Source organism: Lactobacillus sp. HBUAS51381 (assembly GCF_012641095.1).
Lineage (GTDB): Bacteria > Bacillota > Bacilli > Lactobacillales > Lactobacillaceae > Levilactobacillus.
The window spans coordinates 1-22,968 of the sequence record NZ_JAAVSC010000034.1 but is presented as its reverse complement, the minus strand read 5'-3'; the positions used below and the strand labels follow the sequence as shown (position 1 = coordinate 22,968).

General features: G+C 50.1%; 17 protein-coding genes. 10 read left to right on the top strand and 7 right to left on the bottom strand.

The genetic code is table 11. The features are described 5' to 3' along the window. Positions 1-467: 467 nt before the first annotated feature. Complete coding sequence (locus tag HEQ50_RS10610) at positions 468-2,162, bottom strand: oleate hydratase (protein WP_168900493.1); 1,695 nt, start codon at positions 2,160-2,162, stop codon at positions 468-470. 345 nt (positions 2,163-2,507) lie between these two features. Next, positions 2,508-3,587, bottom strand: a complete 1,080-nt coding sequence (locus tag HEQ50_RS10605; protein ID WP_168900492.1) for a helix-turn-helix transcriptional regulator — start codon at positions 3,585-3,587, stop codon at positions 2,508-2,510. 153 nt (positions 3,588-3,740) lie between these two features. Between HEQ50_RS10605 and uidA (HEQ50_RS10600) the strand changes: the two genes are divergently transcribed. Next, positions 3,741-5,546 carry a beta-glucuronidase gene (gene uidA / locus HEQ50_RS10600; RefSeq protein ID WP_168900491.1) on the top strand — a complete coding sequence of 602 codons (1,806 nt, stop codon included), beginning with the start codon at positions 3,741-3,743 and terminating at the stop codon, positions 5,544-5,546. A 100-nt stretch (positions 5,547-5,646) separates the two neighbouring features. On the opposite strand, the gene HEQ50_RS10595 is transcribed toward uidA (HEQ50_RS10600), so the two are convergent. Continuing rightward, positions 5,647-6,723 (bottom strand): helix-turn-helix transcriptional regulator, encoded by a 1,077-nt coding sequence (locus HEQ50_RS10595; protein ID WP_168900490.1) that lies wholly within the window; start codon positions 6,721-6,723, stop codon positions 5,647-5,649. Positions 6,724-6,861: 138 nt separating this feature from the next. Here HEQ50_RS10595 and uidA (HEQ50_RS10590) point away from each other — a divergent pair, with 138 nt between their 5' ends. After that, the gene (gene uidA / locus HEQ50_RS10590; RefSeq protein ID WP_168900489.1) at positions 6,862-8,676 is read left to right on the top strand and encodes a beta-glucuronidase; all 1,815 of its coding nucleotides are present in this window, start codon (positions 6,862-6,864) and stop codon (positions 8,674-8,676) included. A gap of 17 nt (positions 8,677-8,693) precedes the next feature. After that, positions 8,694-10,109, top strand: coding sequence for an MFS transporter (locus tag HEQ50_RS10585; RefSeq protein ID WP_168900488.1), 1,416 nt, complete (start codon positions 8,694-8,696; stop codon positions 10,107-10,109). Between the two features lie 84 nt (positions 10,110-10,193). Here HEQ50_RS10585 and HEQ50_RS10580 read toward each other — a convergent pair whose 3' ends face one another. Together HEQ50_RS10580 and HEQ50_RS10575 are read right to left on the bottom strand one after the other, a co-directional pair. Beyond that, on the bottom strand, positions 10,194-10,937 hold the full coding sequence (locus HEQ50_RS10580) for a hypothetical protein (RefSeq protein WP_168900487.1): 744 nt from the start codon (positions 10,935-10,937) through the stop codon (positions 10,194-10,196). 270 nt (positions 10,938-11,207) lie between these two features. After that, complete coding sequence (locus HEQ50_RS10575) at positions 11,208-13,145, bottom strand: acyltransferase family protein (protein WP_168900486.1); 1,938 nt, start codon at positions 13,143-13,145, stop codon at positions 11,208-11,210. Positions 13,146-13,567: 422 nt separating this feature from the next. On the opposite strand from HEQ50_RS10575, the gene add reads away from it, so the two are divergent. The 7 genes from add (at position 13,568) to HEQ50_RS10540 (ending at position 20,923) form a co-directional block, all read left to right on the top strand. Next, positions 13,568-14,608, top strand: a complete 1,041-nt coding sequence (gene add / locus HEQ50_RS10570; protein WP_168900485.1) for an adenosine deaminase — start codon at positions 13,568-13,570, stop codon at positions 14,606-14,608. A gap of 169 nt (positions 14,609-14,777) precedes the next feature. After that, positions 14,778-15,602 carry a site-specific integrase gene (locus tag HEQ50_RS10565; RefSeq protein WP_168900484.1) on the top strand — a complete coding sequence of 275 codons (825 nt, stop codon included), beginning with the start codon at positions 14,778-14,780 and terminating at the stop codon, positions 15,600-15,602. A 66-nt stretch (positions 15,603-15,668) separates the two neighbouring features. Continuing rightward, a complete protein-coding gene (locus HEQ50_RS10560) occupies positions 15,669-16,523 on the top strand; it encodes a polysaccharide deacetylase family protein (RefSeq protein ID WP_168900483.1) in 855 nt (284 codons plus the stop codon). A gap of 453 nt (positions 16,524-16,976) precedes the next feature. After that, entirely contained in the window at positions 16,977-17,222 is a 246-nt protein-coding gene (locus HEQ50_RS10555) for a Mor transcription activator family protein (protein ID WP_168900482.1), read from the top strand. Positions 17,223-17,345: 123 nt separating this feature from the next. Further along, on the top strand, positions 17,346-17,609 hold the full coding sequence (locus tag HEQ50_RS10550; protein WP_168900481.1) for a hypothetical protein: 264 nt from the start codon (positions 17,346-17,348) through the stop codon (positions 17,607-17,609). 61 nt (positions 17,610-17,670) lie between these two features. Beyond that, positions 17,671-18,486 carry a hypothetical protein gene (locus HEQ50_RS10545; RefSeq protein WP_168900480.1) on the top strand — a complete coding sequence of 272 codons (816 nt, stop codon included), beginning with the start codon at positions 17,671-17,673 and terminating at the stop codon, positions 18,484-18,486. Between the two features lie 718 nt (positions 18,487-19,204). Next, on the top strand, positions 19,205-20,923 hold the full coding sequence (locus HEQ50_RS10540; RefSeq protein ID WP_168900479.1) for a hypothetical protein: 1,719 nt from the start codon (positions 19,205-19,207) through the stop codon (positions 20,921-20,923). Between the two features lie 848 nt (positions 20,924-21,771). Here the strand turns inward: HEQ50_RS10540 and HEQ50_RS10535 are convergent. After that, positions 21,772-22,152, bottom strand: coding sequence for a hypothetical protein (locus tag HEQ50_RS10535; protein WP_168900478.1), 381 nt, complete (start codon positions 22,150-22,152; stop codon positions 21,772-21,774). Then, a complete protein-coding gene (locus HEQ50_RS10530; protein ID WP_168900477.1) occupies positions 22,137-22,799 on the bottom strand; it encodes a hypothetical protein in 663 nt (220 codons plus the stop codon). The genes HEQ50_RS10535 and HEQ50_RS10530 overlap by 16 nt, the downstream gene beginning before the upstream one ends. Positions 22,800-22,968: the final 169 nt, after the last annotated feature.

Genomic DNA, 22,968 nt, shown 5'->3' with positions numbered 1-22,968 from the left:
CGTCTCAAAGTCGCCATTTTTCAAGCAGACCACTTGAAAAATCCCACGGCTGAGACCAAATTTGACTCACTCACGGCTACATGAGATGTATCCAATTAAGCTGGCAGAACGTTGCCATTCCAGCGATCTCATCGCACATTTAGTCGATTTCAACCACTGTAACCGGAGGCAGTCAGAGATGTAGGCAGCCGTGACAGCGGTGTTAGCTGTTCAGCAGCTTACAGCGCGGGACGTGTTTGGAGACTGATGGTCTTTATCAGGCTTCAAACCGAGCCGGAGGACCGCTTCTCAGGCCGCAGGCGGTCGTTGATGACTAATTTAATGGCGATAGGCCTCACCAGCTGGGGACTGGAGCGTGTTCGTGAACTTTCAACCTTTAAATTCCTTACTAAACCGTTAAATTTCTCCAAAAGAAAAGCGGGTTCGCACCCGCTTTTCTTGCCCACACGCTAATGTTGCATACAAGTTTAACTAAACATCTTCTTGGTTGCCCGCATCAAGGTCTTTGGATCCTTATCATACCGTGGTGTATCCACCAGATTATCCATTGGTACACCGGCAAAGTGGAAGGCCGCAATTTCACCTGAACGGGTCGCACTTTGTTCCGTGAAGATCATCTGGTAAGGCTGCTCAACGAATTCACCCGTGAAGGCCAAGTTCGTCGAGTGTGCTGGAATGACTTCTGGCCGATCGCTCTTTGCCCGGTTGTTGAACAGGGCGGAAGCGTATGGCATGTAAACGGGGATGTTGTTAATGATACTATCCAAAATCTCCGCTTCATGGTTCTTAATGTTATTCGGACCAGGATCAACCTTGGACAATTGTCCAATCAATTCCTGAGCCATTTCCTTACCGGTCATCTTGATGTATTGCTTGTGGACAAATTCACCTTGACGCCGTGGGTACAGGAAGTAACCCCAGATAACGGATTCGTTTGGCTTCTGGGTCGTAAAGTGAGGTTGGTGATGAACCACAATCGACATGTTCACGTCTTTTTGGCCTAACGGCGTAATCGGCGTGGTTGACAGGAAGGAGTTCAACGCGTTCCCCGGAACCTGCGTGGTAATCCGCGTAATTTCGTTCAGCAACAGGTGGTTCTTCGTGGTCAATGTGAAGCTGACCCATTCGGAATTCTTTCGGTCGTCGAAGAACTTATCCGGCGTCCCTAAGTTGTAGAAACGTTCCGTGGCCTTCTTCCACAGCGCGGCACTGATCCCGTATTCCATGTTTTCCGGCGCTGGCGTGTTGTAATCACCCATGGTTGCCGAGTCGGTGATGGACCCATTGGTAAAGATAACCGCCGTGTCGTCGTCAATCTTCACGACTTCTTCGGTGTCGTCTTCCACATTCTTAACGTGCAAGCCGGTAACCGTGATTTCATCCTGCATGGCACTGTCCGCGAACTCCCAATCCGTCACAATCCGGTTGGAAATGAAGGTTACCCCTTCATCCTTTAAGTAGTTGATCAGTGGCAGCATCATACTTTCAAATTGGTTGTAGCGGGTCCGGTTAACCCCAACCAAGTGTTCAATTTGCGTAAATTCATAAATCATTTGGTGCATGTAACGGCGTAACTCTTGAACCGAGCTTTGAATCCGAAAGGCAAAAGTCGTTTCCCACATGTACCAGAAATTCGTCTGGAACATGTGTGGATCGTCTTTGAAGTATTCGGCAATCGTAATATTGTCCAGCTTGGTTTCTTCTTCATCCGGCATCAAGACTAACTTCGAGAGTAAGACGCGGTCCTTGTTGTTCAGCCCCATCTTGCCACCGTCGATGATGCCCTTGCCGCCTTCCATCAACCGGGCAATATCATAAGTCCGGTGATGGGCATCGAAGTCGCGGGTATCTTCGGCCGCGGTCATGCCATCCTCGGTCGCCGATGGAATCCGGTCGAGTAAGTCCATTAAATCAACGTACGTTCGGTAATTCAACATCCGGCCACCACGGGCAACGTACCCGGTACGGTTGTCCAACGGGTGAGCCTTGTTCCAGTATTCATCGCTGAATTCGCTGGTCTCGCCACCATCGTTGGCCCCGTGCATATCGGCGCCGTAGAACGTGATATTCTCACCGCGCCAATGGCCTTCTTGAATCAGGTAAACCGCTGCGGCCATGTTCGATAAACCGGCACCGATCATTACTGCTTTTGTTTTAACCATCAAAAACACCTCCGTAGATTCTTTGAGCCCTTTACACCTTCCATTATGCTTGCCTAGTCAATCGTTGTAAAGCGTTTACATGAACTAATTAGCAACTTCTAAGAAACGCAAGGAAACCTTAATCTACCAGCCATTGTGACAGGGCGTGTTGGAATTGTAATTGTCCAATTGACAGTCTGACCATTCCTAAATCTCATGGAATTCTTACGTGGCCATGGTCTTAACTTCCGAATGATTTATCGCCAGTTTTCCCCGTTTTTTTGCCGCTGGCGCTGTTTCGGCATAACCCGCGCCAGCGCCAATGCCTAGAACGATCGTTTTTAGGCGAACTCCCATCACTCGCCCCTATTGGGCAACAGTGGGCGTACTCCCTCGTAAATAGGCCAGCGGCGTCATCCCCGTATAGCGTTTAAACGTGCGGTTGAAGTACGTCACGTTGTTAAAGCCCACGCGAAAGGCCACATCCGTCACGGATTCGGGGCGATGCCGCAGGAATTGTTGCGCCATCCGGACCCGATACCGATTGATAAATTCAAAAACGGTCTCGCCGGTCTCCTGCTTAAAGCACCGCGATAGGTAAGTCGGCGCGGCCTGGGCAGCCCGGGCAATCTCCGCCAGGCTCAGGTCTGATTGGTAATGACGATAGATGAATTGTAGGGCCTGATTGACCTTGCGGCTGTAGTGATTGTCACGGCGAGCCGCGACAATTTCGCAGTACTGGGTTGCCATCTCATCAACCAACCGTTGATGGTAATCGAGTGAACGCATCTGCTCAATCGCAACGGCGTAGTGGCTGGAAACGCGATCTAAAACGACCGGACTGATGTTGCCGCGCTCGGCCGCAATCCGACACATGGTGTTGAAGACGTACAAAATATTCTTGGCCGAGCGTAGCTGCCGATTGGGGATCCGCGAGAAGAATGTCTCAACGTCTAAGCTACTAGTCTCCGCAATCATCTCGGGCAACCGCGCCGTGTCCCCCTGCGCAATCGCCGCCATGAGCCGATTCTGGCTCGCATACCGCCGGACCACTAGGGCGTCATTGTCGCTATCGGTTGCCGCCAAATCCACGGCCAACTCCGGCACCTTAATATGGTCATCGTGAATCGTCACTTCCTGATCGGCGCCCAACAGGCAGTGCCCCATAATCCGGGCCAACCGGTAACTCTCAGTCGCACACGGCCCGGCAATCAGGTAACCGGTCAATTGTTGTTCGGCAAAGATGCCCAGCGCTAAAAAGTCCCCCTGCGCCGTGATGGCCCGTTCGATCTGTTGTGACGTCGTCGGCAGCATCCGAAAGATTGGCAACGGTGCATCATCGCCACTCAATTGAATCGTCGCCAATTCGGCATCGCACAGCCGCATGGACACCCCACTGATTTGCGCTAAATCCGCGGTAATCCGTTTCATTTCTGCCCACTGCATGTCGTCATCTCCTTCTATTTTGTAAATTAATTTCAAATAAAGGCAAGATTGTATTGAAAACCACAATATCGTTAAAGCCAGATCGTTAATTTTAGTTTATTCTTTTTGTAAGCGATTGCAATAATGATCGAAATAATTTGAGGAGTGATTTTAATGTTATACCCTTTGATGACCGCAACCCGTTCTGTTCTGAGCCTCAATGGCATCTGGTCCTTCAAGATGCAGGCGGCTGGTGAGACGCTCAGCGCCGAAACCCCACTGAAGACTAGCGACGTCATGGCCGTGCCGGCTTCCTTCAACGACCAAACGGCGAACCCCGAACTCCGTGAACACAGTGGCTACTTCTGGTACGAACGCGACTTCACCGTTCCGGCCGCACTGATGGATCAACGCTTAAGTTTACGCTTTGGCTCGGCCACCCATGAAGTCTGGGTCTTCGTCAACGGCACTGAGGTCGGTCACCACAAGGGCGGCTTCACGCCATTTGAACTGCCGATCAACGATCAGGTTCACGCCGGGACCAACCGGCTGACCGTTAAACTCAGCAACCTGCTCGACCACACCACGTTACCCGTGGGCAACTATTCGGAAACTAAGGATGCGGACGGCCACACCGTATCGCACGTCGATGAAAACTTTGACTTCTTCAACTATGCCGGTCTCAACCGGAACGTTAACCTGCTGGCAACTCCCTGGAACCGCGTGGAGGACGTCACCATCACCCCAACCGTCGATTTGGCGACCCAGAGTGCCGAGGTGGCGGTTGACGTGCAGACCACGGATACGGCAACCGTGAAGATCACCTTACTGGACGAAACGGACACCGTCGTTGCCACGACTACCGGCGCAACAGCCACCATTCACTTGGATAACGTCCATCTGTGGCAACCGCTCAACGCCTACCTATATCAGGCCCGCATCGACATCGTTGAGGGCGACACCGTGGTCGATAGCTACACGGAACCCTTTGGGATTCGGACGGTTGCCATCAAGGCTGGTCAATTTCTCATCAATGGTGAACCCTTCTACTTCAAGGGATTCGGAAAACACGAAGACTCTTACGTCAACGGCCGGGGACTGAATGAAGCCGTCAACGTCTTGGATCTGAACCTCTTAAAGAAGATGGGCGCCAACTCGTTCCGGACGTCCCACTACCCTTATTCCGAAGAAATGATGCGGCTCTGTGACCGCGAAGGGATCGTCGTCATTGATGAAGTCCCTGCGGTTGGTCTGATGCCCGACTTCAACTTTGACGTGTCCAGTGCCTTTAAGAACACCGATAACCCCTTCTGGTCGACCATCAAGACCCAAGCCGCGCATAAGCAGGCACTGGAAGAAATGATTGGCCGCGACAAGAACCACGCGTCCGTGGTGATCTGGTCCATCGCCAACGAACCGGCGACCTTCTTGCCTGGCGCTCACGATTACTTCGAGCCGCTATTCAAACTGGCTCGTAGCCTCGACCCACAGAACCGGCCTTGCACCTACATCAATATCATGATGTCCACGCCGGACCGCGACAACTGTTCCGACCTCGCCGACCTTTTGACGTTGAACCGCTACTATGGCTGGTACCTCCAAACGGGTGACCTGAAAGCCGCCGCACAGGCCGAAGAAGCCGAACTCCGGACTTGGCAGGAGAAGTGGCCGGACAAGCCCATCATGTTCACCGAATTTGGGGCCGACACGGTTGCCGGCGTTCACAGTGCCTACAACGAGCCGTTCTCCGAGGAATATCAAGTTAACTACTACGACATGAATGCCAAAATCTTCGACAAGATCGACAACTTCGTGGGTGAACAGCTCTGGAACTTCGCCGACTTCCAGACCAAGTTCGGCATTAATCGGGTTCAAGGGAATAAAAAGGGGATCTTCACCCGGTCACGGGAGCCAAAGGCGGCAGCCATTTGGCTGAGCCACCGGTGGAATGGAATTCCGAACTTTGGGTATAAGAAATAAACTATATGTAATGCTGAAACGACCTCACACCATTTTCCCGGGATGAGGTCGTTTTGTTGTATTGTGCTGAATAAGTGACTTGGCAATTGTTCGACACAGGTTAACTTCGAACTGTGGGTTCACTACTTCTCAAATAGGCCACTGGCGTCATACCAACGTACCGCTTAAATACCCGATTAAAATAGGTCACGTCATTAAACCCAACATCCAAAGCAACGTCCGTAACCGACTCCGGTTGATATCGCAAGTCTGTCTGTGCCATTCGAATCCGATAGCGGTTAATAAACTCAAAAATTGTCTCCCCGGTCTCTTGCTTGAATCGCCGTGATAGGTAGGCTGGCGCTGCATTTGCCATTTGCGCAATCTCGTCTAAGTTAAGATTCTCGCGATAGTGGCGATAAATAAATTGCAGGGTCCGATTCACTTTAACACTATACTGATTATTTCTGCGCGCCGCCACAACATCACAGTATTCATAGGCCATCTCTAGCGCAAGCTGACTATCACCCTTTAAAGAAATCAACTGTTCAATCATCGCCGAATAATGACCAGATATCCGATCCAATACAACTGGACTAATATTGCCGCGCTCGGCCGCAATTCGGAAGGCTGTATTCGCCACAAATAAGATATTTTTAGCGGATCGCAACCGCCGATTAGGTATTCGTGATAAGAAACGTTCCTTTTCCTTTAGCATATCAGTTAGCGCATCCTTGACTTCATCGCGATCACCATGCGTAATTGCATCCATTAGGCGATTTTGATAGCCATAGGTTTTCAGCACCCGCGTATCGTCGTCACTATCAATCTTGGCTAAATCAACGTCTAAATCAGCAATCTTCACATGATCTTCAACCAAAGCCAACGATTGCCCGTTACCAGCCAATGCTGTAACCAAGATTTTAGCCAAGCTCCAACTATGAACGGTGACTGGCCCCGCAATCAGGTATCCCATCACATCGTCAGCCGCAAAATATCCGACAACTAGGAAGTCGCCCTGACTGGTAATGGCGCGCACGCACTCGCCGCAGCTCGTCGGCAACTTGTTGAATTTGGGAACAGTCACTTCATCCCCTGCTATAAACACGGTCTCTAGTCGTTGATTACACAACCGAACCGTGACACCACTAATCCGCGATAATGCCACAACTAGCTCTTGGTTTTGTTCCTTCACCATTGCAAAAATCCTCCCTAATCCAAACGAATGTCAATATTGTCTCTCTTAAGTAAAAATAGTCTAAGACGCTAACTAATTCTTATATTATCTTAGTTGTAAGCGATTGCAACTATTTCTAATCAATTGGAGTGATTCACAGTGTTATATCCATTAACGACGGCAACCCGATCCGTCATTAGTCTCAATGGCATTTGGAAGTTTCAGGAACAGTCTCTCGATCAGCCTAATGACCCCCGTACCCCACTAAAAACTTCAGAAGTCATGGCGGTACCCGCCTCTTTCAACGATCAAACGGCAAACGCCAGGTTACGTCAGCACGACGGTTTCTTCTGGTATGAACGCGACTTCACCGTTCCCCAAGTGCTTAGCACACAACAACTCAGTTTACGCTTCGGGTCAGCCACGCATGAAGCCTGGGTCTTCGTGAATGGCAGTGAAGTTGGGCATCATCGTGGTGGTTTTACCCCCTTCGAGTTGCCAATAAACGCCGCCGTTCACGTTGGTAAGAATCGTGTCTCCGTTAAAATCAGCAACCTCCTCGATAACACAACGCTTCCCGTAGGCAACTACTCCGAATCGACCGACTCATCCGGTCATACAATTCCCCATGTTGACGAAAATTTTGATTTTTTCAACTATGCTGGACTAAACCGTAATGTCAGTCTATTAGCTACGCCTTGGAATCGTATTGAGGATATTAGCCTAGATCCACAGATTGATCTTGCCACACTGACTGTCGACCTCTCGATCAAGCTCAGAACGACCAAGACAACCGGCCGCCTCAAGATCACGCTTTACGATGACCACGACACCATTGTGGCAACTGGTCAAGGGCGCGATACAACTATTCATTTCGATCATGCCCACCTCTGGCAACCACTAAAGGCTTACCTATACCACGTACAAGTCAACCTTCTGGACGCAGATGATCATTTAGTCGATAGCTATACGGAACCCATTGGCCTACGAACCGTCAGCATCAAAGATGGGAAATTTTTGATCAACGGACAACCCTTCTACTTCAAAGGGTTTGGGAAACATGAAGACACCTACATAAACGGCCGTGGACTCAACGAAGCCGCCAATGTATTAGACCTGAATCTGCTAAAGAAAATGGGCGCCAATTCATTCCGGACGTCACACTATCCCTATTCCGAAGAAATGATGCGGCTCTGTGACCGCGAAGGGATCGTTGTTATTGACGAAGTCCCCGCTGTTGGCCTCATGCCCGGGTTTAATTTTGACGTCTCTAGCAAGGCGAACAGTCCTCAAAATAATCCTTACTGGCATGAAGTCAAGACACAAGCCGCTCACCAACAAGCCATTCAAGAAATGATTGCCCGTGACAAAAATCACGCTAGTGTCGTCGTCTGGTCCATTGCGAACGAACCGGCCACTTATATTTCAGGTGCCCACGACTACTTTGCGCCCTTATTCAAATTGGCCAAGCAACTTGATCCGCAATCCCGACCTTGTACCTACGTCAATATTATGATGGCCACACCTGAACGTGATACTTGCGCCGACCTCCCAGATATATTAGCGCTTAACCGTTACTACGGTTGGTATGTTCAGACCGGCGATTTGCCCGCCGCTGCGGCCGCCGAGGAAGAAGAACTCCGCACTTGGCAAGCCAAGTATCCAGATAAACCAATCATGTTCACCGAATTTGGAGCCGACACCATCCCCGGTCTCCACAGTGCCTACGAAGAGCCCTTCTCAGAAGAGTATCAGACAGCCTATTACGAGATGAATGCCCACGTCTTCGATAAAATCGACAATTTTGTCGGCGAGCAACTGTGGAACTTCGCAGACTTTCAAACCAAAGTTGGCATCGGTCGGGTGCAAGGAAACCGTAAGGGCATCTTCAATCGCGCACGAGAACCCAAAGCCGCGGTAACTTGGCTCAGTCATCGCTGGCAAGCCATCCCCAACTTCAACTACAAAAAATAAAAGAAGGAGCAATTCACATGGAAGATACGGTTAAACATTCACAAAGTCAAGACAAGACCATCTCAGTCAAACGTCCCTTTGGTACCCAAGATAAAATCGGCTATATGTTTGGGGATGTCGGCAACATGCTGACATTCTCAACAGCAACCACTTTCCTTATGATTTTCTATACGAATGTTTTGGGTGTTTCCGCCGGCATCGTGGGAATCTTATTTCTGATTGCCCGTTTCATTGATGCCTTCGCCGATCTAGGTGTTGGCCGGTTGGTCGACAATAGTGACCTGAAGCATGACGGTCGATTTCATCCTTGGATTCGGGTGATGAAATATCCTTTACTGTTACTATCAATTCTCTTATTTCTACCCTGGGTTAGTCATTTATCCATCTCGGTTAAGATCGTCTATATCTTCATCACTTATATTACCTGGGGGATTTTATATTCCACTGTGAACATTCCTTACGGGTCAATGGCTTCTTCTATTTCTAGCCATCCTGCTGACAAAACGTCTCTCTCAACTTTTCGAAGCATTGGTTCAGCCATTGGGACAATTCTAGTGAGCTACTTTATTCCAATGTTTATGTACGCTAAAGGATCCCAACAGATCTCTGCTACGCGGCTCTTCACCGTCGTGACGCTCTGCGCGATTGGCGGTTTTCTAGCTTATACTATTTTAGGCCACTTCACTACCGAACGGGTTCGCACCCATAAGAATGGCAACGTTCCGCTCAGCACTTTATTCAAAAAACTGTTGACCGACCGGGCACTAATTGTCTTGGTAGTTATTGACATCTTAATCTGCGTTGCGCTCTACAGCTATACATCTATGGTTTCCTACCTCTTCAACGACTACTTCAAAAATAAAGGTGCCATGGCAATCGCAATGCTATCCATCTCGTTAGCCGTCTTCTTACTAGCCCCCTTTACCAAGAAGCTTTACGAGCGCTTCGGCCGCAAGGAAACAACGGCAAGCTTCTTAGTTCTCGGCTTCGTTTTCTTCACGATTCTCTTTTTCCTTCACACCCATAGCATTATGGTCTACTTAATTCTAGCCTTCTTAGGTTCATTAGGAATTGGCATGTTTAACTTGATGGTCTGGGCCTTTATCACCGATGTTATTGACAATGAACAAGTCGAGAATGGCATTCGTGAAGATGGCGTTGTTTACGGCGTCAATTCTTTTTCACGAAAGGTAGCCCAAGCCCTTGCCGGTGGTGTTTCAGGTTTGTTATTATCCTTTATTGGTTATAAAGCTTCAACAACTGGTGGGGCTGTTCAAACAGAGGCTGTGGCTAATCATATCTATCAATTATCAGTTGGTTTACCTGCCGTCTGCTTGGGACTAGGCGCACTCATCATGATTTTGTGGTACCCCTTAAACAAAAAACGGGTAACGGCCAACGCTGAATATCTTAATAAGCTCAATCAAGGATAAATTGTAAGCGGTTAACTTCACAAATAGCTCAAAAAACGGATGGCTCGCAAGCCATCCGTTTTTCTTATTCTATTGACGTTATCGTTAATCAGCCGCCATAAACTTCCCCGCGGTCAATTGAGAGGCCAGTACCCAGCCCTTCGTCTTGCCGCAAGTGACATAATCGTATTTCACATTCTTCTTAGCTTTCTTAATCGTGATGGTCTTGGTAGCATAGAAGGTCTTGCTTTCTGGCAGAACGCCCTTCTTAATCAGCGTGACCTTGGCCCGATCGGCCGCAAATTCACCGGTGTAAATCGCTGGTTGGTTGGCCTTAAAGTGGAAGGCCGACTTCTTAATGGTCTTGGCGCTGACTAATGTGTAGGTCTTAGCCGCCACCTTATTAGCAACCTTGCCATCGGCCGCCATAAACTTACCAGCCGTCAGCTTGGAAAGCGCGACCCAGCCGGCCGTCTTGCCATTGGCCGTTTTGACGTACGCGTAGGTCACGTTCTTCGCCTTGGTGGTCTTGGTTGCCTTGATTTTGACGACAATCTTCTTGGTTGCGTAGTACGTCTTGCCGCCAGCTAAGGTCCCCTTCTTACTCATGGTCACCTTGGCGCGATCCGCGGCAAACGCGGCCCGATACAGTGCTGGCTTGCCACTCTTCACGTGGTAGGCAGCCTTCTTGATGGTCGTCGCCCGAATCAACGTGTGCGTGACCTTTTTAGTGGCCGTCTTCGTTGCCGCAAACGCGGTAACACTGTCATTAGCGGGCGTAATAGCACCCAAACCCAATGGTAAAACCATCGCAGCAGCCGCCGCGATCATTGCAACTTTTTTCATCATAACCATTACCCCCAGTAAATTTTCGAATTCATTCCTGAATCCAGAGTGTATCTTAGCACGGTCGCGCTTGGGGGGATGATTGAAACTTGCGAATTGCGGTCAAAATACTCAAAATATCCCAACCACCGGTAAATTAACGAAACTAACCCGGGAAATTGGCACCGCACTACCGCACGGATTGGCGACTACGCAACTAGACCACCAGCCTTAAACAGCCACCACACACCAACACCGCTGGGGCATCGACGCATGGTGGCTGTGGTCACAACCTTATTTATTTTCCTTCGCCACGGCCTTGGCAATCAACGAGGTATAGTAGCGATTCCCATGGTCATTGGGATGAACGTGATCGCTGACGAACCACTTGGGATGGTCCTTCGCCGCCGCATACCAATCGATCACGTGGACGTTGTGATAGCTAGCCGCCGTCTTGTGAATCCGATTATTCACGGAGTTCTGCCATTCACGTGTTGGCACGTGCGCGGTCACCCAGAAGATCTGGTGATCCGGGCCAATCGCGTGAATAATGTCGTCGGCCTGTTCCGGCGTCACGTAGCCGTTCGTCCCGATGTTAATCAGAACATTACGGGCCAACTGCCCCTGCTGCGCCATACTCGTCACGATATCGCGCATGTCCGCGGCTTGTCGACCCACCTTACCATTCACGATAGCACCCGGGAAGACTGCCTGTAGATCGCTAGAATCGTCGAGTAACACGGAATCGCCAATCGCCGTCAGTGGCGTCTGCTTACTGTTGAGCACCTCTGCGGGGGACAAGAAGTAGTATTTCGCCAATTTTTGATCGGCCTTCGACAGCTTCGAGAAGGCCACGGCTTTATCGTGCTTCTTCTTGGAAGCCGCAGCCGCCATCGCCTTTTGCTTCTTCACCGCCGCGGCATTCTGCTTCTTCGTGGCCGCCTGCCGTGCCGTGATCGTCTTCTGTAGCGCCGTGGGCTTGGCCGCCGCGGGCTGTTGCACGAAGCCCACCGCCGTCAGGCCAAAGAGTAACGCTGCCACGACACCAAAGGTATTCACAAAGCGATGAGCCCGTGGTTGCTGCAGATAGCGCACCACATCGCTGGTCAATTGCCCATAATGGTAGTGCCGCATCGGATTCTCAATCCACCGATAACTAAGTTCCGTAATCACCATGATTAACGCCACTTCCACCACCGCATTCAATAGCGGGTGATTGCCAATGTTAACCTTGGCTTCGTAAAAAATCATCACCGGAAATTGGTACAGGTAAATCCCATAGCTGCGTTTGCCAATATAGTTAAACAGCGGGTTGGAGAGCAGCCGATTCATGTCGCTCCCCGGATGGGCCACCGTACCGACCAGAACGCCAGAGAACACGGTAAACCAGAACATCCCGCCCCGGTAAGTACTCGTCGCCTGACCACTCATGGTAAAGAACAGGTAAATCAGGACCAACAACGATAGGCCTCCCAGAACGTCCAACGTCCAACGCTGCTCGCGACCAATGTCCGGTTTTAATTTATGCGCCGGCCACACGAAGGCCATCCCCGCGCCAATCAAGATCGCAAACATCCGCGTATCGGTCCCGTAGTAGGCCCGGTTGGGATTGCTGGGGCTGTAAAGGACCGCCATCGCTATGGCCGAAGCCACTGCGACCGCCAGCAGAATGGCCAACCGGCGCGACTTGCGCTGAACGAACCACAACAAGCCCAACACGACCAACGGCCAGACCAGATAGAACTGCCCTTCAATGGACAACGACCAGAGGTGGGTAAACGGCGACTCCCCACCAAAGCGATCAAAATACGACTGCCCGTGGTTAATCTCGAACCAATTGTAGCCGTAAATCAGGTTCGTCAACACGGTCCCCCGAATGTTGGCCAATAAACTACGTTGAAATAGCGTGATGTAGGCCGTGGTTCCCAAAATCATTGCGACCAGAGCCGGATACAGGCGTTTAACCCGCCGTGCATAAAACCCTAAAATATCAATCTTATTCGTGGTATCGAACTCTTGAATCAATAAATATGTAATCAAGTAGCCTGAGACAACGAAGAAGATGGGCACACCTAAATAGCCCCCTTGCAGCGTTGATGGGGCCAAATGATAGATGATAACCCCCAGAACGGCCAGCGTCCGAATACCGTCAAATCCGGTAATATATCGGCGCTTGCCCATTCGCTGCTGACGCAACCCCATACGCGTCAACTCCGCATTAAAATGATTCATCGTAATTTCTCCTTCTTTTCTTACGCGACTGGTGCGCCCCCAAAATATGATTGAATCCATTAACTTTTAGACTCAACCTTCAAGGGGTGTTGTGCGACCGTCCCCCCATTAAATTAAATCAATTTTATAATGTTTACTGGTGAGAAACAATGACTTTTACCTAAATTTTGAAATTGTAAAATTTGTCGTCAATCCGTCACGGAAATTCTGCGAAAAATGCCGCCAAATCGGTCAACCTAGGGTCCATTTATTCATTAAATTACTGTTCGTAGCCGCCAATCATTGGCGAACTTGATGATTGTCATTGAAAATCAGTCTTACAGCATCGACAATCCCTGAAATATCAGTGACGTGGTCGATTAGTTAAGCGCTATCATGGTATAATTGACGGAAGCACCAGTATTCCAAAGGAGGACCTTACCATGTCTCAAGTTAAGCCTTTTACCGCAGACACCGTTCGTCAATACCCCAAAGTTGAGTTGCACTGCCACCTCGACGGGTCGATTTCGCTACCCGCACTACGGAAAATGGCGGCCGTGACCGGTGCCGCGTTGCCAGCTAGCGACGCGGAGCTCCGGACATTGGTATCGGCACCCATTGACACCGTGAGTCTGATCGATTACTTAAAGCGATTCCAGGTCGTCACCGATCTCATGCAAACCGCCGAACAGCTACGGATTGCTGGTTACGATATGGTCCAGACCGCCGCACAGGACGGCTTAATTTACTTAGAAACCCGGTTTGCCCCCGCCATCTTTACCCAGCAGGGACTATCCATCCGTGAGGCCATTGCGGCCACGCTAGAGGGCCTGCACGCCGGCACTCAGGAATTTGGTGTGCCGGTCAACGCCATCATCTGTGCCATGCGTGACCGGCCGCTGGACGAATGTATCGACGTCTTTCGGACCGCCGCTGAATTCAAGGATCAAGGGGTGGTCGGCCTGGATTTTGCCGGCGATGAATTCAATCATCCCACGATCGACCTGGTCGAGGCCATCCGCGCCGGTCAGGCCACGGGCTTGCCATTCACGCTGCACGCTGGCGAGGCTGGCCCGGTGGACAACGTAGTCGTGGCGCTGACCATGGGGGCCAAACGCATTGGTCACGGCGTCCACATGAGTGGTTTCCCGGCAGCAATCGCTCAGACCAAGGCCGCTGGCGCCACGATCGAGATCTGCCCCACCAGTAATATTCAGACTAAGGCCGTGCAGAGTTGGGACGATTTTCCCCTTTCAGAATTTCTCAGTGCCGGGCTAAAGGTCACCGTGAACACCGATGACCGGACTGTTTCCAACGTCACATTAACCGATGAATTCGTCACGCTGCGTAAGCAGTTCGGCCTCAATTGGTCACTGCTCGAACGCCTGACGTTAAATGCGATTGACGCCGCCTTTATTGACGACGGACAAAAAGAACAACTGCGTCAACAGGTGCGGGCCGCGCAGACAACCACGCCGGCTTAAATCACGATAAGGCTGACCACCTGACCATTCACCAGATTTTGGGACGCTGTGGGAAGGACGGTCTTGTTGGTTTCCATTTCAAGCTATTCCTATCATCTAAATTGCCTGGGCATCACGTCCCAGGCAATAGTCTAAGTTAACGTAATTTTTAGCAAAGGAAGTGTGATCCATGTCCCAATCTTATCCATACCAAGATGCCTTCAACCGGGTGCTCCAGCAACGGGCCATGGCACAGGCGACCCAGGATGAATACAACGCCACCCTGACGGACTTTTTCAAGTACCTCGAAAACTTCAATCCCACCTACCAACGGGATCACCGGGTCAATCAACTTCAGACGCCCGACGTCGAGCAGTACCTGGCCATGTTGGTGGACGCTCGCCAGATTCAAAACCAGACCTACAACAAGGTGTTGTCCCACCTCAACGTGTATTTCAAATTTCTCTTCTCCCACAGGTGGACGCCCTACCTGCCCACACTGGATCTGAAGAGTAAACCCAAGCAGGCCGCCCAACCCTTGAACTATCGCTGGGTCGATGACCTCGATAGCCTGTTGGCAGATGGTCGCCTCCACGTGTATACCCGCCTGACCCTCCTACTGGTCGCGCAGGGCTATCCCGTCCAGGCCTTCTTACGACCAAACTTCACCGCACAATTAGACCCGCACGACTGGTCCCCCGCCGCCCAACAATTTCTAACCGAGTTACGGGCGTTCTTGGCCCCCTTGCAGCAACGCTTCCAGTCCAACGATTGGTTCCTGAAACAACGGGCCGCTGCCGATCCCCACTTGACACTGCCGGGCCTGCACAAGTATTTGAAGCCCGATGAAGCGGTCGTGGGCTTTGCCCTCAGCCCCACCGTGCTGTACCAAGGTTATTTAGTTAACTATCTGCGGCGTCATCCCCAGATGTCCGACCGTGAAGCGATTGCCGCCCTCCACCTCGAACCCGATTCCATCGACTATTATCGGCGTTTAGCCCAACGTGCGGACTAAATACGTGCCTCCGGGCATTGAACCCCCTATACTAAACAGCAAACGAACAAACTGGGGGAATTATTGATGAAGAGAAAGTGGTGGCTCTTGGGGGGCTGTCTGGTCTTAATTGCACTGTTGGCTGGTGGCGTGTGGTGGCGGCAATCGCGACCGAACACGATCGCACGACCGGCCCGCCACAATCGCGTTCAGCGGCAGGATGCGTCAGCCACGTCGGTCAAAGAGGTCAAGGCAACACCGTGGCTGAAGCTGAAGCAGCCGCTGAAGTTGCCCATTCTGATGTACCACAGTATTTCCAGTGGCAATCAGTTACGGGTGCCTAAGAAACAATTCACGGCGGAAATGGCCTATCTCAAACAGCACCATTATCGAACGCTCACGACGGCCGAGGCCATCCGTGCATTGACCACCAACACCGTGCCCCAGAAAAAGGTCGTCTGGATTACACTCGATGACGCCTACAAGGATAACCTGACCAACGGGTTGCCGGCTCTGGAGAAATACAACCTTCACGCCACTATTAACGTCATCACGGGCTTTACGCACAAGACGAATCACCTCTCACTCGCGCAAATGAAGGAAATGAAGGCCACCGGTCACGTGGACTTCGCTAGCCACACGGTGCAACACCTGAATCTCGACGAACTGACGGCGACCCAGCAGAAGCAGGAACTGGTTAAGTCCAAGCAGTTGCTTGATAGCCAGCTCGATCAAAATACCAAAATGCTATGTTATCCGGCGGGCCGGGCCAATGCCACGACCCATCGACTGGCCAAACAAAGTGGCTACCAGATTGCCCTGACGACCCAAGAGGGTTTCGCCACCATGAAACAGGGGCGCTACAACCTCTCGCGTCTGCGGGTGACGCCGGGCATGACCACGGCGACCTTCGCCGATCTGATCGCCGTCACGAATCGTTAGTCCCCGATTTTTTAAAGCAATCGTCTCAATTTAAGCATTTAATTATAGAAATGTAAGCGGTTCCTATTGTGTCCTCTCGGCATCCAGCGTACAATGAAGTTAGTTAGAAATTGCACGAAGTCGAGGAGGTCTTTCAAATGGGAAGCGTCGCAACGTTGGTTACCTGGTCATTCATGATTGTTTTAATTGGCGCGGAAATTGTGCGGGGCATTTTCATGTTTAAGCGGTAAGATGACGCCTCGAACGAAGAGATTTGGGATCAGCCGTTGGTGCTGATCCTTTTTGATTGCGACGACTTTTTTAAGCAGCCATGAACGACCGGTCAAGGCCCCCTATATCTTTACCATCACTCGTATTAATTTTATTTTTAGGCTAATTCTCTTTCTCCCTTTTACACCTAAAGTGTAAGATTGGGGGTATCAAATATAAACATGAAGAAAGTGGGTTAGCCCTATGACTGAAAGCCAACGGTGGCAACAAATCTATCAAGAACTAGCGGAAATTATTGGGGAGCAGAACACGAAGAAAGTCTTTAAGGAATTTCGGGGAAGTACGGTAAACTTTCCGTTACGCTTAGTCCGCCGCGACGTTCTCCAGCAGCAAGTCCGTGCCGACTTTGCGACCGGTCTCAAAATTCATCAGCTTAGCCTCAAATACGATTTGGCCGAACGGACCGTACGTAACTATCTCAAGCAGTAATTTCAAAGCAAACTTAGCACCCTCGCGACAGGTAATTTTACCTGGCACGAGGTATTTTTATCTGCCATGAGAATTTGATACGATGCTATTTGGAATACATCGTCAATAAGGGAGCTGAAAGACTTGGATGTCGATACGGACGCACTGCAGTCTCTATACAAGCAGCTAAATGATCTGTTGGGAACCGAAGCGATGCTGAAATTTTACCACGAGTTCCGTGGGTCCCAGATAAACCCACCGATGAAGCTTTACGATCGTGAAGGCGCCAGTAACGCGATTCAATCACAATACCCGCAGTTATCGCCTAAAGAGCTCGCCAATAAATACGGCTACTCTCAGCGCTGGGTCAAGCGCGTCATTAGCCAGCACAGTGACCAACACAATTAACTCGTTTCCTTCGACCCATTTATCCGGTAAGGCGGGACTAAAAAATTTAGGGAGTTTACATATGAAACAACGTATAACCATCATCGGCATTTTGACCATTCTCTTGCTTCTAGGCGGTTGCAGTCAACAATCCGCCAAACCAGCCGCAACGACCAAGACACCACCTGCCGCCTTGACCACTCTGTTAGCCACGACCACGCATACAATTCCGGCCGATCGTGGCGGCAGTAAGCCCACCCGATCACGCTTTTATCAAGCCAACGGTGACTGGCACTGGCGCTTAACCCGCCAAGACAAGTTGCTTGTTCAAGGAAAAGTGACCCAGCTCAAACCACAAGGCGACCTCACCTATACGATGCGGGTCACGCCCACCAAGGGTCACCCTTTTCAACTAACGTTTAACTGGATTGACGAGACTAAACACGCTTACCATTTACAAGCCAATGCGCACCAACTCAATGCCACCTATATTATTGGTGATAGCGGCAAAGCTTGGTTAAACGGTGCGCCCAAGAAGGTTGTGGGAACGTGGACCAGTCCGCTATATGTCAGTGATACCTACAATGTCGGGCGTCACGCCGATAAGCACCATCCCTACACCAAAGTCGAGCTAACGATCAATAAAAGTGATATTAAGGTGATCCGAGCGACCTATACTAAGAAGGGGCAGGTCGGCAAGGTTCAGGCCAATTGGGCGGTCAACAGCGACCTTCACTACCAACCACTGGGTCACGACACCTACCTTCTACGCGCTTATGAAGGCTCCCCGGCTGACTATACTAGTCCGTTGGTGTATCAAGTCACCTGCGCGCAAGGTAAGCTGAGTGTTCCCGGTATTGATACGAGCTTGCCCTACTTCTATGATGAGTCTAAATGATGAAGACGAGAGTGGGACAAAAGGCGGTTAGCTGATGAGCATTAAGGCTGATAAGCGAATAATCCCGGGCTTGGATTGTTTGCTTATCAGTTTTAAGCGGAACCAGCTGCCTTTTGGCCCAGGTTCCAACAATATAAGTTCGGAGATACCAATGAGTTTGGGCGTTTTGTCCCAAACTCGTTTTGCATCTGGTTACTTTTCCTGTCGCCGCACCACCAAGACCACCGTGACCATCAGACTACTCAATAGTTTCAGTAGCCAATCGACTTGCCAACGCTGTTCCCAAACAAGCTGGTGATGGAGTTGTTTCTCAACCCGCTACAGGTAAGCCAAACTGCCGAGGTTGACCAGCGTGGCGATAATGACCAACCAACTGCCCACCACATTTTTGTCGCGCTAAGATTGCTTGCATTATTGCTAGGCCGGCGTTTGTGAGGCCTGATTGCTCAAAACAATTCCGGCTATTCGACCGTGACCACCAGCCGATTAAATTGACATGGCCTACCTGTTTTCACCGCTACTTGCCCAACCCGGCCACCTGCGCCGAACCTAAAGCGCTACCATTATTTTCGCCGATTCCTTGGTTTCCCTTTAGTCGTCTGGATAAATAGGGTAAACTAGAGGAGGTTATTATTTTTTACATACATTGAGACGCCGGGTTAACGATTCGCGTCTTAAGTTGATGCTTCTCTAGACATAATTGGAAAGGGTTTATCTCATGTTACTAGTTGCTTTCTTCTGTACCCTGTCCGCCTTCATCATGGCGATCATGGGGATTGTTCAACGTCCCCAGAATCTACGCCTGCTGGCGGGTATCTACATTGTGTATTATCTCATTGCGATTGGGGTCGTCTTCGTCATTCTCCCCAGCAAGGCGCTCTTTAGCCTAATCATCATGAACGTCATCAGTGGCGTGCTGTACCTGCCGTTTCTGGCCCTCAGCAGTCCCAACGTTGAGGTCGAAAATGGCGACAAGCATCCCCGCGTACGCAGTCGTAACAAGGGCTTAAACGTGGCGGCGGGTCTGTTGGCCCTGCTCTTCTTAGTCAGCCTGTTTGGGGCCGCACAGACCAAGTTCGGCGTGAAGCCCGTCTACAAGTCTTTGAAGATCAAGACGATGAAGACCGCACCACTGTTGGATAAGGACGCCACGCCCATTGCCATTGCGCCGAAGACCGTCCGCAACAAGATGAATAAGGCCATGAGTGCTGTGCCGAACACGTCTTACTACAAGTTGGGTGCGCTACAGACGCAGGTCGTCAAGGGCAAGACCGTTTACATTGCCCCGGTTGAATTTGACGGCTTCTGGCGCTGGCAACGGGCGCGCCAGTCACCCGGTTACTTCATGATCGACGCCACCAACGTGAACGCTGAACCGCATTTTATCAAGCAATCCATGAAGTACACCCCGAGCGCCTACCTCTTTGAAGACGCGCAACGGGTCATCTACAACCGGTTCCCTGGCTGGGTTCAGGAAGGCCAACCGCAGTTGGAAATCAAAGATTCCGGCGAACCGTACTTCATCCAAACCGTCTACAAGGCGCGCGGCGTCTCCAGTCGGATTAACTACAAGAGTCTCCACGTGGTCGTCCTCAACGCCAAGACCGGGGATACTCAGCTCTACACGGCCGCTGGTGCCCCGAAGTTTATCAATGAATCGATCGCTTCCTCCACGGCCGCCGAGATGAATGAAATCTTCGGTTGGTACGGCAACGGCTACTTCAACGCCCACTTCAACAAGACCGGCGTCAAGGATCCCAACAGTAACGGGACCGAAGACGGCGTCACGCCCGTGGTGGATAAGCACGGCAATATTTCCTACTTCAACGATTTCACCTCACCCAAGACCAGTGCCGACTCGACCATGGGTTACTCCATGATTAACGCGCGGACGGGAACCCTGACCTACTACACCGGGAAGAACATCGGGGTCATGGATAGTGACGGTGCCAAGAAGATTGCCGAAAAGGAATACGTCGCCCAGAAATGGTCAGCAACCATGCCAATCATGTACAACATCGATGGCACACCAACCTGGGTCGTTTCGCTGCTCGACTCCACCGGGGCCTTCCGGAGTTACGCCTACATCAAGGCCGCCGATCAGAGTGTAAAGGCCTACGCTACCACGGCCACCCAGGCGCTCGACCAGTACCGGGTTCAACTCGCCACGGTCGGGTCAACGGCTAGCTCCACCACCAATTCCAAGACGATTAAGCTCAAGGGTACCGTGGAACGGGTCGTGGTCATTCCAAACGGCGACAACCAAAACGTGTTGTTTGCGGTCAAGGGCAATGACACCCTCTGGACGGTCGGGACCGCCGATTACCCAAAGGCAGTTCTGATGAAGACCGGTGACCAAGTCAAACTGACCGGTCGGGTCAACGAAGCTGCCAAGACCGGGACGGTTGAGTCTTACACCAACCAGACGTTTAAGTAGGCTTACGCTGACAAGAGTGTGACAACAGGCGGTTAGCTGGTGAGCATTAATGCTGATAGACGGATAATCCCGCCTTTGGATTATTTGACTATCAGCGTTAAGCGGAACCAGTTGCCTGTTGGCGCACGTTTCGGCTATGTTAATGACAAGGGGGACGTGAGCTTTAGGCTCCAAGCGGGGGGAAAGGCAGGACTCTGATTTTTCTCATCCTGCCCACCACATTCCAGACCAAGTTTGGCAAAGGTACGGCGACCCGGGTCGTATGCTAATCGTTGCTAGTCTTGGCATCCCAGGACTTCTAGCTGTGTTTTACCTTTCAACATTCAGCGTCTTTCAAAAACGGTGTCTCTCCAATATGGGAGGGACACCGTTTTTACGTCTTACTGTATGCCTGATCACTGCTTTGTGCGACACCAATCGATAAACCGATCATGGACGATAGCCGCAAAACCCATGACGATGCCACAACAGAGTGCGCTTGCCACCCACCAAATTCCGTACAGCCAACCGGTTAAGGGCGTCGATACTGATCAAAAGAAAAGGCGTGTCCCCAATCCTATGATTCCCAGAAGAATGCTTGCGTAAACCCCATATATTCTCTTCGGATATTTGATGGCGTAAGCAGCCAATAATAGTGACATGACCAATAGCCCCGCTGTAATCAAGAGCTTAACCCCTAGTGACCCGCGTAGACCCAGCCCAAAAAATAAGGGCAAAAAGATGCTGAGGAAAATAAGAACATAACTTTTTATGGATAAGACCATGACTTATCGTGACCACCTTTAAAGTGAAAGACCCGTCCGTATTTAAAGCCCTTACTCGAGATTTTAGGAAACGCGATGCGCCATTTATTTCCGGAAAGGATTTCGAAAATAGGCTTCATAAGAGATGTCGATTAGCATTAAAATGCCAAAGCAACAAATGCTAATGGCGCCAATCCACAACCACGAAAGAATACCCGTTAACGTTGTCGGCGCCAACGCACTAAAGACCCATAGCACAATTTCCATCAGAACAAACAAGACAAAATATTGAATTTGCGTAAACCTATCCTGCCGTAGCCGGGCCCAATGCGCATCCGCATACAAAAAAGAAAAGATATTCACACCCGTAAACACTAATGTCATGATTAACCTTGTTTTTAACGGATACTGAAAATTCATGCCCCCAAATACGGCGGTTAAGATAGCGACCCCGACTAAACCGATTTTTTTTATTGATAAGACCATGATTTATATTTAGCTCCTCTAAAGTGGAATACTCGTCCCTTAGCGAATCCTTTGCCAGAAGCCTTCACTAAAATCTCACCCAACGCATTTTTTAATGCGCTGCGAACCACAAAACCAACACCACCAGGTATTGCACCCAATGGCAACAAACAGATCTGAGCTAAAACATTAAAACCTTGTTTTTTAGCCACATTTAGCATATGTGAACTGATGTATATATCCACATTGCCTTTCTTAGCAGCTCCATGCCATACAATCTTCGTTTTTCCTTTACTACTTCGAGTTTGAAAAATACCTGTATTGGGCGCAATGACACTCATAATTGCAGTCTGCATTGCCTCATCGCTAATACTTACAGTGGTATCCTCACCGTCAACCGTTGTTTTGGCAACCGATTCAACCTTATTCTGAATTTCTTGTAACTGTTGAGCATCAGCGGTTGACAGATAATTATCAATAATTTGATCTGCCTTGTCTGCTGAAACAAACTTGGGATACGCATTCGACACTTGAGAAGATGTATTTACTTTTGCCTCACTGGTTGTATCAGCATGTGCTTCTATTGTATCAGCACCTGAATCAACAAATATTGCTCCCAATAATACTACAGAAAGAATCAGCGATGTTCCCGTGACTACTTTTTTCATATATGCTCACTCCGATAAATTTAGTGAGCCAATACGTATCGGCCATATCTCTGTTAACGAGAATAAGCATACAAAAAATACTAAGCTTAGAGGCATAAGAGTTATCCGACGGGATGCTCTTATGCCTCTATTACTTTATAGTGGTAGTGAAGACAGGCCGTGCTCCTTT